The organism is Treponema sp. OMZ 805 (genome assembly GCF_050937395.1).
Lineage (GTDB): Bacteria > Spirochaetota > Spirochaetia > Treponematales > Treponemataceae > Treponema.
The window spans coordinates 21,421-38,193 of the sequence record NZ_JACCLP010000006.1; the positions used below are offsets into that span (position 1 = coordinate 21,421).

Genomic DNA, 16,773 nt, shown 5'->3' on the forward strand with positions numbered 1-16,773 from the left:
CATGTATGAACTTTGTACACACACCGGTTTTATTACAAGAATGCCTGCAGTTGCTTGCCCCGGAAACATCCGCCCCGCTCCTCATCGACGGAACATTAGGCGAAGGCGGCCACAGTGAGGCCTTTCTAACCCGCTTTCCGCAGTTAAAGGTTATCGGTATCGATGCCGACCCTGCCATTCAAGCAAAGGCAAAAGTACGGCTTGCCCCATTCGGCAACCGTATGCAATTTTTTTTAGGCTGGTCGGATGCTTTTTTCGATCAATACCCTCACGATATGCCTGCGCCTTCGCTCATCTTATTTGATCTTGGCATCTCTCTCTTCCATTATATGGAGTCAAAACGCGGCTTTTCATTCAGCGGCGACGAACCGCTCGATATGCGCATCAATCCGAACGAATCGCTAACGGCCGCCGATATCGTAAACACCTACAGCGAAAAAAAACTGGCGGATGTATTGTACCACTATGCGGAAGAACGTTTTTCGCGGCCGATCGCCCGCGCTATTGTTGCGGAGCGGGAAAAACGCCCCTTTATGGAAGCGCGGCAGTTAAGCGAAACCGTATTCCATGCGGTTCCCGCCCGTTTTCGGCACGGCCCCATACACCCTGCAACCAAGACATTCCAAGCCCTACGGATTGCGGTCAACAGCGAGCTTGATCGGCTGCCGCGCCTATTGGAAAAAGCCTTTGCCTGCCTTGCGGAAGAGGGAAAAATGGGTGTTATTTCCTTTCACTCGCTGGAAGACCGCATCGTAAAACTTTTTTTTAGAGACCTTGCAAAAAGCTGTATTTGCCCGCCTGAAATGCCGATATGTACTTGTGGAGGCATCCCCCGTGCAGCTTTGCTTACTAAAAAACCGGTCGGTCCCTCCGCCGAAGAGACAGCCGGCAATGCGCCGTCCCGCAGCGCCCGGCTCCGTGTTGTTAAAAAGCTCTCTTTGAGGAGGTCATAACCGATATGAAACACCTTTTAGCTTTGATTCTTACCATCAGCATCCCGGGTCTGTTTTTCTTTACCGTTAAACAGTCTCAAGTTTATAATACACTTGAACGTGAAGTAAACGCATATAACGACGAGCAAAATCGCTTGATTGCAGAAAATAAACGGAAGATTTCGGCTATTTCCATCCTCTCCAAACCGCAGCGGATAGAAAAAATCGCCGTCGAAGAATTGGATATGCACAAAGCGGATTCCTCTCAAATTATCCGCATCACCTTAGATAAGGAAAAGAAGGGATAACGCCATGCTGTTGGGTTGGGAGGCTCTCTGCAAGGCAATTGCAGGAACATTTATTTGCAATTATTCTCCTTATCAAGGGTTTGATTCCGTTACCACGGACAGCAGAACCGTAAAGCCTCGTGCACTCTTTATTCCGCTGCGGGGCACACAGCAAGACGGACACCGCTATATCGAACAAGCCTTGCAGCAAGGCGCTGCGTGCGTATTTGCCGATGCGGTATTCCTCGACATTCAAGAAAACATCCAACATATTATTGCTCTTTGCAAAAAACATCAGGCAGCCTGTATCCGCGTTGAACACACGTTAAAAGCATTGCAAGATGCCGCTGCTGCCTATCTGGAACAATTCCCGCAGCTCCTAAAAATCGGGGTAACCGGTTCAAACGGTAAAACGACGACGAAAGAACTGCTTGCATCCGTCTTTGCGCAAAAATACCGCACCGTGAAAAACGAGGGCAACCTCAATTCGGAAACGGGGCTGCCGCTCTCGGTTTTTACCGTAACAAAAAAACATGAAGTTGGCATTTTTGAGCTCGGTATGAACCGGAAAGGAGAGATTGCGGAGCTTGCCGCAGTTCTTAAACCGAATATTGCCGTTATCACCAATATCGGCACCGCACATATCGGAATGCTCGGATCCAAAGACGCTATCGCACACGAGAAAAAACAAATTTTTTCCTGTTTTGATGAAAACTCTGTCGGATTCGTCCCCGATAAGGACGAGTACACGGCTGTCTTAAAAGAAGTACCGCACGGAAAAATCTTTACTTATAGCGCAGCTCTCGGCTCCTATACCCTCGAGGGGCTTTCCGGCGCAGAGATACGGTATAAGGGAGAAACCATCCGCCTGCCGCTTCCGGGAATCCATAACGTACAAAACGCTTTTGCTGCGATTGCCGTCGCGGAATACTGCAATATTCCGCTGCAGTTGATAAAAGCAGGCATCGAACAGATACAGGCGCTATTTGGCAGGTCGCAAATTATCCGTGGTCCGGTAACTTACCTGCTCGACTGCTATAACGCCAATCCCGATTCCATGAATGCGGGACTTGCGCTGTGTGCGAATATCGCAGTACGCGGCAAAAAGATTTATCTGCTTGCCTCGATGAAGGAGCTTGGCCCGGAATCAACGAAAGCACACCGTGCCGTATGTGCAGCAGCATTTGCCTCCGATGCCGATATACTATTCTTTTTCGGCGAAGAAATATGCGCTGCTGCCGTCGAACAAAATAAAACTTCGAATAAACCTTTTTTCTGCTTTACGGAAGCCGAAGCGGGCAAACTCCGCGACACATTGGACAGCTTATTAAACCGAAACGACTTCGTATTTCTGAAAGGATCCCGCAGCCTTGAGCTTGAGCAGTTTGAGCCTATCCTGCAAAAGGAGCGGGTATGATGCAGCACACTATCACTGTTGAAAAGAACATCAACCGCGACCGGTACAGCTTCACGTTTATCCTGCTCGTGCTCATCATGGTTGGAATCGGCCTCGCTGTGCTCTATTCGGGTTCCTTGCATTACGCCGAACGTTTTTTCGATGATTCTTCTTATTTCCTTGTCCGGCAATTTCGCAATCTCCTTATAGGCTGCATCGGCCTTATTTTCTTTTCGTTCTTCAGTTTTGACCGTTTACGAAAACTGCTCCCCTATCTCTTGATAGCAGGCGTTATCCTCCTCTTACTTCCCTTTATTCCGGGCATCGCTTCGCCGCGGAACGGCGCTAACCGCTGGATTTCCATCGGCGGTTTTAGCTTGCAGCCGTCAGAATTTATCAAGCTTTTGCTCATTATCTTTCTTGCAAACTTCTTTGATAAAAAAGCGGATCAACTGGATGCGCCCTTAATTTCCATATTGCCGCCTTTTTTTATTACGTCGGTATTCGTATTGCTGATATACCTTGAAAACGATTTTTCGAGTGCAATTTTTTTAATGCTCATCTTTATGGTCATGTTTTTTGCGGCAGGAGGGCCGCTGCTCTGGTTCCTCAAAGGATTGATTGTTACCATCCCCTGCGCAGTTCTCATGGTTGTTACTTCAACCTATCGGATGAAACGTGTACTCTCCTTTATCTCCCCCGATAGCGATCCGCTCGACACGGGCTATCAAATTAATGCAGCCCTCGAAGCGCTTGCAAGCAGCGGTTTGTACGGTACGGGAATAGGGAATGGCATCCATAAAATTTCGAGCGTTCCCGAAATATATTCCGATTTTATTTTTGTCGCATGGGCCGAAGAGATGGGCTTTTTGGGAGTATGCGGTTATCTTGCACTCTTGCTTGCATTTACTGCGGTAGCCTATCTGATTGCCTTTTCCTGTAAAAATCGATTCGGCTGCTATGTCGCATTCGGCGCCGCCACCTCAATCGTTCTTCAATCTTTTTTAAACTTAGGAGTCGTTGTCCGCCTGCTACCCGCAACCGGTATTCCTCTCCCTTTTTTCTCATTCGGAGGATCTTCGCTTATTACCAGTCTTTGCCTATGCGGACTGATTATCAATGTTTCAAGTTATTCAAAAAGGAGCGCTTCATAATGTCTGATATTATCGGTTTACAAAACCACGCATACACCGAATCGCGTCAATTACCTCAAACCGTAAAAAAAACAAAAGGAAAGCAGCTCCTTAAAATCATTATTTTAGCGATGCTGTTGTTTTTGGTAGGCGACTTAGTATATTATCTTTTTATCGTACCGTTTAATTCGACGGCAAAGATACGGATTTCGGGAATCGACACCATTCTCGAAGCGGATTTGAAAAAGGCATCCGGCCTGACCGGAACGGAAAAATGGGGAAAGATCGATAAAGATGTGCTATTGCATCGGATTGCAAGCTATCCGCTCGTTGCGGAAGCACGCGTAGTCAAAAAATATCCGGACAAGGTGTTGATTGAAATAATCGAACGAAAGCCGGTCGGCGTATTGCTCGCGACAGTCGGCGGACGTACAATTCCGATGGAAATAGACAAAACGGGAACGGTGTTCAAAGTCACTTCAAAGAAAGATACTCAAACACTGCCTGTTATCAGCGGCCTTTCTTTTCAGACTATACGAGCGGGAATGAAGGTACACAAACAGCTTGTGCCATTATTTAAACAACTGGATCTTTTGCAGAAAAAAAATCCGGCCTTACTCAGCGAAATCTCCGAAATGAAGATTGAACAAAAAAAATACGGCGGATTCGACCTCATTCTCTATCCGGTACAAACACCGGTTAAGGTACGTACCGACAGTACATTGAATGAGGAGCGATTGCAGTATATGATATTGACATTGGATGTTATACGAGATCTTGATCTGAGTGCAAAGATTGAGGAGTTGGATGTACGGGCGGGAACCGCTTCCTACCGGTTAAGAGGTGAAGCCGATGAGTGATATCATAGTCGGATTGGATATAGGTACCAGCGCAATCAGAGCCGTTGTTGCCGAAAAACTGGAAACAGGCGTTTTACAAATTATCGGCGTGGGCACCGGCATTTCCGAAGGCTTACGGAAAGGAACCGTCGTCAATATCGAAAAGACCGTACAGGGAATCCATGAAGCGGTGGAAGCCGCGGAGATGATGTCCGGCGTGGAAATTACCCACTGCATTACGGGAATCGGCGGCACCCACATTGAAGGAATTAATTCCCGCGGTATTGTTGCCGTTACCGATAAAGGAAAAGGGAACCGCGAAATAGACCAACAGGACATCGACCGCGTTATAGAAGCTGCAAGAGCAGTCGTTATCCCGATGGATAGGCGCGTCATGCACGTTATCCCCCAATCGTATATCGTTGACGACCAGCGCGGCATCGCGGATCCGCATAACGTCATCGGTGTCCGCATTGAAGCCGAAGTGCATATTATCACCGGATCGGTTACCTGCATCAAAAATATCGTCGATTGCGTGAAGCGCGCTAATTTACAAGTTGATGCACCGATGTATCACGGTTTGGCCGCCGTAGAATCCGTTATGACGCAGGAAGAACAGGAACTCGGCTCGGTGCTTATCGATATTGGAGGAGGCACCACCGATATTGTGGTGATGTCGGGCGGAGCGCCGGTGCTTACGACCGTGTTGCCGGTAGGCGGCGGCCATGCGACAAATGATTTGGCGATTGTGAAAGGGCTTTCGACCGAAACCGCCGAAAAGGTTAAAATAACCGACGGATGCTGCTGGCAGCCGCTTTTGGAAGATAATAAATCCGTACTGATTTCCGCTCCGGGCGGACGAGCGCCGATACAGATTGAAAGAGCGGATATATGCGATATTCTGCAAGCCCGAATGGCGGAAATTTTTACGATGGCAAAAGATAAAATCGCACCGGCGACAGCGTCCAACCGATTCGCAGGCAATGTGATCCTCTGCGGCGGCGGCTCTCTGATGCCGGGCGCTACGGAACTTGCTTCCGAAATCTTCGGCACGCCTGCAGTACGGCTCGGGATTCCGGGAACTTTCGGCGGGCTTACCGGAGAATACCGAAGCCCCGAATTTGCGGCCGTACTCGGACTGATTTTATCGCAGTACAAACAGCGGGCGGCATCCGGTGAGGAAACAAAAAAAACAGAAGCCGAGCAGGGTAAAATTGTCGGTAAACTCAAAAACTTTTGGAAAAATTTATTTTAACCAGCAAGGGGGAGGGAATATATATGGATTATCAAGTGATGCAGCAAAATGAACTGTTACCGGTCAATCCTACCGTTATTAAGGTAATCGGCGCCGGCGGAGGCGGTTCGAATGCGGTTAATAGAATGTTGGAGTGCAATATCCGGTACGTCGATTTTATCGTAGCGAACACCGATGTACAGGCGCTCAATTATTCAAAGGCGCCGATGAAATTGGTGATAGGTTCAAAGTTGACCGGAGGACTCGGCGCGGGAGGCAAACCGGAAGTCGGCGAAAAAGCCGCTATGGAAGACACCGAAATTATTGCGAATGCCGTCCGCGGAGCGCACATGGTCTTTATCACTGCCGGTATGGGAGGCGGCACTGGCACGGGTTCCGCACCGGTCATCGCAAAGATAGCCCGTGACCAGGGAGCCTTAACAGTCGGCGTCGTTACCAAACCATTCAGTTTTGAAGGACGTGCAAAAATGCGCACCGCCGAAGCGGGGATTGAAAAACTCAGGCAAAACGTCGATACGCTGGTCGTTATTCCCAATCAGCATTTATTAAATATGGTAGACAGCAAACAGACGATAAAGGATGCTTTCGTTATGGCGGACGATGTGTTGCGCCGTGCCGTGCAGGGCATTGCGGATATCATTACAAAGAACGGATTGGTCAATATCGATTTTGCGGATGTGCGTTCCACGATGGCAGGGCAAGGCGATGCGTTAATGGGCGTCGGTACCGGATCGGGAGAAAACCGCGCGGTTGACGCAGCAACGAATGCCATCAACAATCCACTTTTGGAAGATTCCCACATAGAAGGAGCAACACACATACTGGTTAATATCTACGCAGCGGAGATGCCTTCTACGGTGGAAGTCAACGATATTATGGAAATCGTTACCGCGAACGCCCATCCCGATGTTGAAACCATTCACGGCATTACCATCGATGAAACCGACGAAGCCATGAAAGACAAAATCACCGTAACGGTCATCGCAACGGGCTTTCCTACCGATGCGGATCCGATTCAGAGTATAATACAGCAACCGGGACAACCGGCTGGAACAAGCGTTCAGAGTGAACCGCTTCATACGTCATTTTTACAAAACGATTTTATTTCGGCAAGCGAATGGGCAAAGCTGCAAACACCGCAACAGCCTACCCTACCCGGCCTCGGCCCGCGGAATGCAAGCATACCTGCTATGCCTCCGCCGCCTCAACAACAACCGGAAATGACCGAAGCCCCGCGGCAGCCTATCCGCGTACAGCTTCCCGGCGCCAATACCGATTTGGATGTGCCGGCGTATATACGAAATAAAAGGTAGCTCCTTTTAAAAATATGCGGGCATCTGCGTTGTCGCTACGCCGAAATAAATACTCACCGTATACCCGATACGCCTCCGTTTTATTTCGGCTAGCTCCTAGCATCTGCTCCACCTATTTTTAAAAGGCTAACGGAAAGACTAGGTGCAAAAGTTATGACCACCTTTAGTCGTATGAGGGCTTAATATCTCGACGCTCTGCATCGAGGTTGTTGATTACAGTCCTTTTGTGCGAAATTTTGGATAAAATTTCGCACAATTTATTTTAAAAGAAGAATAAGCACACCAGATGAATTAATCACAATCGCAAAATAATTGAGGCCGTGAGACCATTTGAACCGCGAAGAGGTTCAACTCTGGTTGAACGACCTCAATTATTTTGCGGGGAGATTCAAACAACGTTTGTGGTGCTTATTCTGAGTAAACTACGATGACAGAAATACAATTACGGGCATTTTACGGGTATTTAATCTCGGCGGAGGCGCGGGCGCAGCTTACTGCAAAAACATATCTCAATACACTGCGCCTCTTTCAGCAGCAGCTTGGGGATGAGCGCCTTATCGAAGATGCGTCTCAAGACGATTGCATCGGCTTTCTCCTTGTGCGGGCGAAAGAAGGGGTAACGGGGAGAACGCTTGCAAAAGATCAGGCGGCGCTCCGCTCCTTTTATCGCTTTTTGCAGCTGGAAAACGTCCGCGCCGATAATCCTGCAGAGCAGCTGGAAAGCCCCCGCCGCGAAAAAAACTTGCCGCGGGCGCTCGCCCCTGATGAAGTAGACAAACTTTTGGCAGCCATCCCGCTGGATACGCCGAACGGTATCCGCGACCGCGCCCTGTTTGAGCTTATCTACTCGGCGGGGCTGCGCGTAAGCGAAGCGGTAACGCTTTCACTGGAGGATGTTTTTTTTAACGAGCAGCTGCTGAAAGTTCACGGCAAGGGCGGAAAGGAGCGCATCATCCCCTTTGGGGCGCAGGCGGAAGCGCGGCTAAGCGTCTATTTAAAAACAGCCCGTCCGCTTCTTTTAAAACCGGCGCATCGCGAAAACACCGAAACGACAGGAGCCGTATTCCTAAATCACCACGGCGAACGGCTTACCCGTAAGGGTATTTGGAAACGCTTGCAGGAAATCGAACAACTCAGCGGCGTTACCACAAAAATCCACACACTCCGCCATTCGTATGCAACCCATCTGCTCGCAGGCGGCGCCGACCTCCGCTCTGTACAATGTCTCCTCGGTCATGCGAGCATCGCTACTACGCAAATTTACACCCATATCGAAGACAAGGATTTGGAATCCTACCACCGCAAATTTTTTGAGAAATAGTTGGAGAAATCAACAACCCCGACGCGAGCGTCGGACACAGTGCTCAACGTTTCGCACTGTGTGTTCTCATAAGGTGGTTGCAGTCGGCTTTAATACCCTTTGCTACGACGCAGAGCGTTCGTCAACACTATACATCCGTGTATAGTGTTGACTGCAAGTTGTGGCTCTGCCACAACATTGCTACTGTTCGGAATAACCGCCGTCCGTGGCGGTAGATGAACGGCGGGTATTAAACCCTCCGCAAACGGCGCTTGCTTTTTAGGTCTCTTTTTCTTATAGTAACATCCTTATGAATATCCTCGAAAAATTTTATAGCGATGCACGGCGGCGAACGGAAAAATTACCTGATCCTACATTCCGGCAAGAGCTGAGTTCGTTTTTTGTTCAAACAATCCGCAGTTACGATAAAAACCTTCTCCCATTAGCGGAAGATTCGGCTGAATACTGGTTACGCACACATCTGAAAGATACAAGAGAAGATGCCGTCAACTGGTTCTACACCGTCTTTTCGCTTTTTGACGGCAGCTTCGGCAGCGATATGGATTTTTCCGATGAAGATTGGGAAGAACTGCACACAATTGTTTCGGCGGCGGCGGAAACACTCGATATGCACACCGTAAGCGCAATTATGAGCGTTATGGTTGAACGGAATAAGCTTAAATAGGAACGGTATTTGTGATACGGGATTTTTGCTGCGCCGACTATGAACACTGTAACGCCTGTCCAAAACGCTGCGGGGTAAATAGGAACGCCGGAGAGAGAGGCTTTTGCGGAGAAACGGCGGAGCTGCGCATTGCATGGGCAGGGTTACACTTTGGAGAAGAGCCTCCGGTAAGCGGAGCGGGCGGTTCGGGAACGATATTCCTTACCGGCTGTAATCTCCGCTGTGTTTTTTGCCAAAACTTTCAAATTTCGCAAGAAGGTATGGGACGTGCTGTAACGGAACAGGGATTTATCGAAATATGCCTGACACTCCAAAACGCAGGCGCAGAAAACATCAACATCGTTACGGGCAGCCATGCGATACCGGCTTTGGGCGCAGGGTTCCGTGCAGCAAAGCGGCACGGCTTAACTATTCCCGTTGTGTGGAACTCCTCCGCTTATGAAACGGTGGAAGCGCTTGAATCGATTGCGGATACCGTCGACGGCTGGCTGCCCGACCTCAAAACACTCAATACCGAAACCTCCCGCCGCGTTTTTGCCGCTCCGGATTATCCCGAACAAGCATGCTCCGCAATCCAGACAATGGCACGGCTTTCGCCGCTCAACCTTACGCAGCCTGATGAGCGGTATCCGTTCGGTAAAATGCTGTCAGGCGTTATTGTCCGGCATCTCGCGCTTCCGGGAAAATTAGAGGACTCGCAAGCGGTACTCCGTTGGTTCGCTCAAAACCTTAAAGGCAAGGCGCTCCTTTCACTGATGACACAGTACACCCCCATTACGGCAAATCCGAAAGCGCGGCGAATCGATGCTTTTTCCAACCGCCTGCTCGACGAATCGGAAGACATCACACTGCGTACCTTTCTTGAAGAATTAGCCATCGACGACGGTTTTTATCAAGAATTGGTAAGCGACTTAGACTGGCTCCCGGACTTTAACCGCGTACAAACCTTTTCTTCCGCGCTGTCAAAACCGCTCTGGCATTGGAAGACCGGCTGGGCAAAATAAAAGCGTATCTTCAGCCGCGCCATTTCAGTGCGCCTGCGGTAACAAAGTCAGACTGCTGTTAAAATCATAACTCAGTTAAAGAGCCTCTCCAAAAAGTGCTTTGTAGTATGCAATATATCTTTTACTTTTTGCATTGTATTTGCAAAGAACATCAATGGGCTTCATCATAAAGCTGATATCGTCTATCGAGTAGGTACTATCGAACCCGCGAATGTTACTTTTACCTCTGCCGCAGCGCAACACACATTTATTTCCGCATCCGTTTTGAGACTGTTGTGTAAATCAAATACATATATGGCGCACCCAAATTGGTTTCCATCAGCGAATTAACAACCAAAGTACGAAGCCCCGCATTACGGATACCCGTTATAAATAAAATAAATTCCCATGCAAACTGCACCAAAAGCCCGATTGATATAATGCTCCAAAGAGGTACTCGCTCATCGTCGCGCGTAGCAGATAAATTTTTCATGAGCAACCACGCATAACCGACAAATAAAAACACCGCCATAATCCAATGATACCCGCCAGTTCCGCGCTGAATTGTAATTATCGGGAATGACGCCCCAGCCCCGTTACTGATAACCGCCGCAGAAAACCACCACACGATAATCAAAAGTGAAAACTCCAAACGATTTTTCGGTTCGGCAAACCACAGCCACATCCACGCCATATTTGTAAACCCATAACTCATACTGAGCCACAGCAAAAACCAAAAAGGATTTGCCCCAACCACTTTTCGTGTTCCAAGCAACCAATAAAACCCGCCGTAATCTACTACAAAATAGAGTAAGCCCCCGAGTATTCCAACCAGAAGAGGAATATATCGCTTACTCTTTAGAAAATAAAATGCGAGTAATACTAAAAAAGCACAATCCAAAAATACATACAAGCTGCTCAATGATCGGTTTGGAATTAATTCCATTTTTTCCCCCATACAGTTTTATATCACACAAAACAACAGGAACTTCCAGACGACAATTAACGTAAAATACTCTCATCTGAAATTTCCCTTTGCCTTATAACCAAACTTCGTTATAATTTGAATCTTTTTGAGTTGCCATCTCAGCGGCAACTCAAAAATTCATCCGTGGCTGTCCAAAAACTGAAAGCCTATCGGCTTTTTCTGTAAGGAAATGATTTGTCATATCCGCTAAAGCGGATTGCGTAACAGTTTTTGGACAGTTTCCTTAGATTTAGATACGACGTTTAAAATTAAGTCATTATTGTATAAAGACTTAATTTTAAACTCGCGGGGATGTCGAAAAAGTAACCAACTTTTGAGACATCCCCATACCGTATACCAAATCCCTAGGCCGCTGCGTGCCGTGCTTCTCTCCGTGCCAGTATGCGCTGGATAAAGATAGACGCAACAAATATCCCGACTCCGGTAAGGTCGGTTAATAAGGCGCTGTCGATGAGCAAGAACGCTCCTGCAAGCATCACCAGCCGCATCACAATATTCACCTTAGTATGGAAATACCCTTCTACGGCGGCGCTGATTAAAAAGACGCCGACGCATGCGGTAATCGCAACTTGAATACCTTGCAAAATATTCGTATTCATCAATAACAGCTGATTATTGTAGACGAACATATACGGGATAATAAAACCGGCGAGCGCCAGCTTAATGGATACAATCCCCGTCTTCATCGGATTACCGCCCGATATACCTGCCGCGGCAAATGAGGCAAGTGCAACCGGCGGCGTAATATTGGCGAACATCGCAAAGTAGAAGCAGAACAAATGAGCAGCCAAAGGCGCAATGCCGAGCTCTATCAGCGCAGGAGCCGCAATCGTTACGGTAATGATGTACGCAGGAATACTCGGTAAGCCCATACCAAGCAGCATACAGGTAACCATCGTAAAGACCAGCGTCAGCAACAAGCTCTTTCCGCCGAGCGAGATAATCGCGCTTGCCATATTGATGGTAAAGCCGGTTAAACTCGACACACCGATAACGATACCGACACAAGCACAGGCAATCGCAACCGATACCGTCGATTTTGCGGAAGCGACAAAAGCAGCCTCTATATCTTTTAAGCTCATGCGCGTTTCTTTTTTAAGCTGCGCAATAATGATTGTCAAAATGATGGTTAAAAAAGCGCCTTTGATAACGGTATAACCGCTGAAGAACAGCATATACACCAAGAATAAAATCGGGATGGTCAGGTGCCAGTACATCTTCAGCGTTTCTTTCACCTTGGGCAGCTGATCTTTCGGCATACCGTCGAGTTTATCCTTCGACGCGCGCAGCTGAATCTGGAAGATAATACCCAAATAGTAAATCAGCGCAGGAATAGCCGCCGCAACGACAATCTCCTTGTACTTAATACCGAGTGTTTCCGCCATAATAAATGCGGCAGCGCCCATAATCGGCGGCAAAAGCTGACCACCTACGGAAGCGGTTGATGAAACAGCGCCGGAGAATTCTTTGCTGTACCCGATTTTTTTCATAAGCGGGATGGTAAACGAACCGGTTGTAACGACATTCGCAATCGCAGACCCGTTGATACTTCCAAGCAAGCCCGCCGCAATAACTGCGACCTTTGCGGGACCGCCTTTCGTATGCCCCGCCAAACCGATGGCAATATCGTTAAAGAATTTTCCCATTCCGCATTTATTCATAATTTCACCGAATACGATGAATAAGAAAATGTAGGTTGAAGAAACGTTGACCGACGTGCCGTAAATGCCTTCAGTATTTGAAAAAAGGTGCCCAATCAATTTAGGCCATTTAAACCCTCTATGCAAAAACAGTCCCGGTACGTTTATCGGGATAAGTCCTTGGCGGGCGCCCATCAGCGCATAAATCATAAAGATGATGCCGATAACCGGTAATGCCCAACCTGTAATTCGCCGCGCAGCCTCTATTACCAATGCAACCAATATGGTACCCATGATAACGTCCGTCAGGTTTGCGTCCCCTACCCTGTCGATAATCGCTTGATAGTTCACCCACATGTAGACGGGAATGATAACGGACAAAATCATCAGTATGTAATCATACCATGCAATAACTTTCCTACTCGATGTTTTAAATGCAGGATAGATTGCAAACGTCATCAGCAAAATCATGCCGACGTGAATGGAACGATGGCGCAACGTTTCCGGCCGGATATAGCCGGAAGCATACGCCAAATGGTAAAAGGTAACCAGCAGCGCAGTCCATTTGAGAATCTTTGTAAAAATCGGGTTAACAAAGTTTCGAGTTCTGCTTTCCCGTTCAAATTCTTCCAAGAGAGCTTTTTGGTCTATGGTTTTTTCTGTAACCAAGATGTACTCCTTGCATACAATCGCAAAAGTAATTTAAAGAAAACCTCTAAAAACTGTTTTGCAATTCGCGTTAGCGGATCGTTAGCGGATATAATAATTATTTCCTTACAGAAAAAGCCGATAGGCTTGCAGTTTTTAGAGGTTCCCAATCGTTTTTAAGCTTTGAGTTTTTTAAATTCGTCGATGAATATCGGAAGAACTTCCAGCGCATTTCCAACGATCCCTACGTCGGCCACTTCAAAGATCGGAGCATCCTCATCTTTGTTGACAGCCACGATATACTTGGAACCGATCATACCGGAAACATGCTGTGTAGCGCCTGAAATACCGAAAGCGAGGTAAAGCTTAGGAGCTACAATTTTACCGGATTGTCCTACCTGATGAGCACGGCTAATCCAACCGGCTTCATAAGCCGCTCTCGTACACCCGACTACACCGCCAAGTACATCCGCCAATTCCTTGAGCATGTTAAAACCTTCGGTACTTCCCATACCGCGTCCTCCGGCTACGATCACATTGGCTTCCTCAAGATTGACGGATTCGGATATCTCCTGAACACGCTCTCGGATATGAAAGCGAATTGCATCGGCAGCAACGGAAATATCTTTTCGGCTTATATCGCCGGTCTTTCCCGTCTCCGGTTCATTTTTAGAAAAACATCCGCCGCGAATCGAAATAACCTTAGTCGGTGTACCGATTTCCATATCGGTAAGAATATTTCCCGAAAAAGCGGGAACCGTAAAGACAAGCGCATTGCCGTCCGCTTTTATCGCTATAACATCATTCACGGAACCTGCGCCGAGTTTTGCTGCAATTCTGGGAACAATATCTTTACCGTTGGTTGTCGCGCCGGTAATGATCAGCGCCGGATTCACTTCCTTAGCCAGCTGAACAACAGCCTCTGCCATTGCATCGGCATTATATTCGGCCAATGTGTCGCTGTTGAGGACAACGGCGCGATCCGCACCATACTCAATAGCTTTTTTTGCTGCATTCTCGCAGGTCGTAACGGCAATAACCTTGCCGCTGCCGGCGATTGTTTTCGCTGCAGCAATATTTTCAAGACTGACACCAACCAACGCGCCTTTATCAAGTTCTAATACGACAAGAATATCTTTGCAATCCATTGTAATTCCTCCTTCATTAAAGTACTTTTGCTTCCCGCATAACGGCAATAGCTTTCTGTGCGGAGTCAGCAACGGATTCCTCTTGAATCTTAATACCGGCTTGTTTCTTAGGAGGCTCACGCAGACCAAGTAATTTGGTCGGAGAACCGGCTGCGCCTACCTTTGAGGCATCCGTCTCAAGCTCGGCGGCAGAAATAACCGGAACTTCGGTCTTTCTGGCTTTCAACTTGCTTTTAATGGTCGGATATCGCGGATCGTAATTCGGTTTTTGAATAGTAACAACAGCAGGAATAGCTGCATTCACAACATTATAGCCCGTTTCGGTCATTTGATTGAAACTCACGCCATCTGCCGCCTGCTCTACTGCGATAACATCGGTAATACCGGCAATGCACAATTCATGAGCGAGCAAAAGGCCGACCATACCACCGGCATAATCGGTCGATTCTTTACCGCAGAAAATGATGTCATATTTTACGCCATTCATTGCTTCAAGCTTTTTTACCGCCTTGGAAAGGATGTATGCCTTCGCCGCCGCATCGGAATCGGTAAAAGAATCGTCTTTAAGAAGGAACCCCTTGTCGGCGCCGACGGCAAGACAATCTCTAATTGCCTGTACTGCCTTATCATCGCCGATGGTCGCTACGGTAACCGCGCCTCCGTTCGCTTCCTTGAATCTTACTGCCATCTCCATTGCGTACGTATCAAATGCATTGACAACAGGAAGGACGCCATTGAGGTCGGGAGCGCCTGTAGAAGAATCAAGTTTAACTTCAACAGAATCGTCCGGAACCTGTTTTACGAAAACCAATAATTCCATATTGTTTTTTCTCCTTATACGAATTATACGAATCGTCCGACAGATATGACTGCCTATACGGTTCGTTCTATAAAATAGAAATGGGGATGTCTCAAAAGTTGGTTACTTTTTCGACATCCCCGCGAGTTAAAAATTAAGTCTTTATACAGCAATGACTTAATTTAGAACATCGCATTACAGGGTAACCTGTTCAGAAACGGAAGTTTCCGAACAGGTTTAATATTTACCCGTTGTACGGGAGCGTTCATTACTTTGTCGCGTCTAACCAGCCTGCGATAACCATCCGCTGAACTTCGCTTGTTCCCTCATAAATTTCGGTGATCTTGGCGTCGCGCATATGGCGCTCGAACGGATAATCGCGTGTATACCCGTAACCGCCGACAAGCTGTACGCAACGGCGCGCAACATCCGAAGCTATTTCGGAAGCCATAAGCTTCGCCATTGCAGCAAAATGACTGTGCGGTTCGTTATCCTGTTTAGCTTGCGCTGCACGGTACACAAGCAGTCTTGCGCTGTCTACCTTCGCCTGCATATCCGCCAGTTGGAACTGTGTATTTTGGAATTTCCAAATCGGCTTACCGAATTGGATTCGCTCTTTGTCGTAAGCAACGGTTTCGTTGATTGCCGCTTGAGCAATACCGACAGCCTGCGCGGCGATACCGATACGGCCGCCGTCCAGCGTAGTCATAGCGACCTTAAAGCCCTTACCGACTTCACCTAAAAGGTTTTCTTTCGGAACAATACAATTGTCAAAAATAAGTCCGCTTGTGGATGAACCGCGAATACCCATCTTCTTTTCATGCCCGCTAACGGAAAAGCCCTTAAAGTCCTTCTCGACAATAAATGCGGAAATACCCTTAGTTCCCAATTCCTTGTCCGTCATTGCAAATACGATAAATATATCCGCATACTGAGCGTTGGTAATAAAGACCTTGGAGCCGTTCAGTACCCAGTGATCGCCCTTATCGACAGCTACCGTTTTCTGCATAGCAGCATCGGTACCTGCTCCCGGTTCGGTAAGACCGAAAGCGCCCAGCTTCTCACCGGAAGCCAGAGGAACAAGGTATTTTTGTTTTTGCTCTTCCGTGCCGTACTTGTAAATAGGCCAACAGCACAGAGATTCATGAGCGGAAAGGACAACTGATGTTGTGGCGCAGTACTCCGCTAAAATTTCGCATGCGGCAATGTAGGAAAGATAGGTGAGCCCCGCTCCGCCGTATTCTTCAGGAAAATACATCCCCATAAAGCCCATCTCACCAAGCTGCCGACGCGCTTCCATAGGAAATTTTTCTTCCTCATCGATCTCTGCAGCCTTCGGACCTACTTCCTTCTCTGCAAAATCGCGCAACGTGTTCAGAATGTCCTGTTCTTCTTCGTTAAAATGAAAATTCACTCTTAAATCCTCC

At 47.7% G+C, this 16,773-nt stretch carries 15 protein-coding genes; 10 read left to right on the top strand and 5 right to left on the bottom strand.

Annotated elements, in window-relative coordinates:
- The first annotated feature begins 5 nt into the window (after positions 1-5).
- The 10 genes from rsmH (at position 6) to HGH47_RS06335 (ending at position 10,144) form a co-directional block, all read left to right on the top strand.
- Positions 6-953, top strand: a complete 948-nt coding sequence (gene rsmH / locus HGH47_RS06290; RefSeq protein ID WP_212566317.1) for a 16S rRNA (cytosine(1402)-N(4))-methyltransferase RsmH — start codon at positions 6-8, stop codon at positions 951-953.
- Positions 954-958: 5 nt separating this feature from the next.
- Positions 959-1,240, top strand: coding sequence for a cell division protein FtsL (locus HGH47_RS06295; protein WP_212566316.1), 282 nt, complete (start codon positions 959-961; stop codon positions 1,238-1,240).
- Positions 1,241-1,244: 4 nt separating this feature from the next.
- Positions 1,245-2,636: a UDP-N-acetylmuramoyl-tripeptide--D-alanyl-D-alanine ligase gene (locus HGH47_RS06300; protein ID WP_212566315.1), complete on the top strand. Its 1,392-nt coding sequence runs from the start codon at positions 1,245-1,247 to the stop codon at positions 2,634-2,636.
- On the top strand, positions 2,633-3,769 hold the full coding sequence (gene ftsW / locus HGH47_RS06305; RefSeq protein WP_212566314.1) for a putative lipid II flippase FtsW: 1,137 nt from the start codon (positions 2,633-2,635) through the stop codon (positions 3,767-3,769). The genes HGH47_RS06300 and ftsW overlap by 4 nt, the downstream gene beginning before the upstream one ends.
- Complete coding sequence (locus HGH47_RS06310) at positions 3,769-4,608, top strand: cell division protein FtsQ/DivIB (RefSeq protein ID WP_212566313.1); 840 nt, start codon at positions 3,769-3,771, stop codon at positions 4,606-4,608. The genes ftsW and HGH47_RS06310 overlap by 1 nt, the downstream gene beginning before the upstream one ends.
- Positions 4,601-5,842, top strand: a complete 1,242-nt coding sequence (gene ftsA, locus HGH47_RS06315) for a cell division protein FtsA (protein ID WP_212566312.1) — start codon at positions 4,601-4,603, stop codon at positions 5,840-5,842. Before HGH47_RS06310 ends, ftsA begins: the two co-directional genes overlap by 8 nt.
- A 23-nt stretch (positions 5,843-5,865) precedes the next feature.
- Positions 5,866-7,155 (top strand): cell division protein FtsZ, encoded by a 1,290-nt coding sequence (ftsZ, locus tag HGH47_RS06320; RefSeq protein WP_212566311.1) that lies wholly within the window; start codon positions 5,866-5,868, stop codon positions 7,153-7,155.
- Positions 7,156-7,582: 427 nt separating this feature from the next.
- Positions 7,583-8,476, top strand: a complete 894-nt coding sequence (locus tag HGH47_RS06325) for a tyrosine-type recombinase/integrase (protein WP_212566310.1) — start codon at positions 7,583-7,585, stop codon at positions 8,474-8,476.
- A 289-nt stretch (positions 8,477-8,765) separates the two neighbouring features.
- Positions 8,766-9,140, top strand: a complete 375-nt coding sequence (locus tag HGH47_RS06330) for a hypothetical protein (protein ID WP_212566309.1) — start codon at positions 8,766-8,768, stop codon at positions 9,138-9,140.
- Positions 9,141-9,151: 11 nt separating this feature from the next.
- Positions 9,152-10,144, top strand: coding sequence for a radical SAM protein (locus HGH47_RS06335; RefSeq protein ID WP_212566308.1), 993 nt, complete (start codon positions 9,152-9,154; stop codon positions 10,142-10,144).
- A gap of 247 nt (positions 10,145-10,391) precedes the next feature.
- On the opposite strand, the gene HGH47_RS06340 is transcribed toward HGH47_RS06335, so the two are convergent.
- From HGH47_RS06340 to HGH47_RS06360, 5 genes are all read right to left on the bottom strand, one after another.
- The gene (locus tag HGH47_RS06340) at positions 10,392-11,069 is read right to left on the bottom strand and encodes a hypothetical protein (protein WP_212566307.1); all 678 of its coding nucleotides are present in this window, start codon (positions 11,067-11,069) and stop codon (positions 10,392-10,394) included.
- Positions 11,070-11,455: 386 nt separating this feature from the next.
- Positions 11,456-13,420, bottom strand: a complete 1,965-nt coding sequence (locus HGH47_RS06345; protein ID WP_432911054.1) for a TRAP transporter permease — start codon at positions 13,418-13,420, stop codon at positions 11,456-11,458.
- A gap of 155 nt (positions 13,421-13,575) precedes the next feature.
- Complete coding sequence (locus HGH47_RS06350) at positions 13,576-14,547, bottom strand: electron transfer flavoprotein subunit alpha/FixB family protein (RefSeq protein ID WP_432911057.1); 972 nt, start codon at positions 14,545-14,547, stop codon at positions 13,576-13,578.
- A 16-nt stretch (positions 14,548-14,563) separates the two neighbouring features.
- Positions 14,564-15,367: an electron transfer flavoprotein subunit beta/FixA family protein gene (locus HGH47_RS06355; RefSeq protein WP_432911060.1), complete on the bottom strand. Its 804-nt coding sequence runs from the start codon at positions 15,365-15,367 to the stop codon at positions 14,564-14,566.
- Between the two features lie 247 nt (positions 15,368-15,614).
- Positions 15,615-16,760: an acyl-CoA dehydrogenase gene (locus HGH47_RS06360; RefSeq protein WP_432911063.1), complete on the bottom strand. Its 1,146-nt coding sequence runs from the start codon at positions 16,758-16,760 to the stop codon at positions 15,615-15,617.
- Positions 16,761-16,773 lie beyond the last annotated feature (13 nt).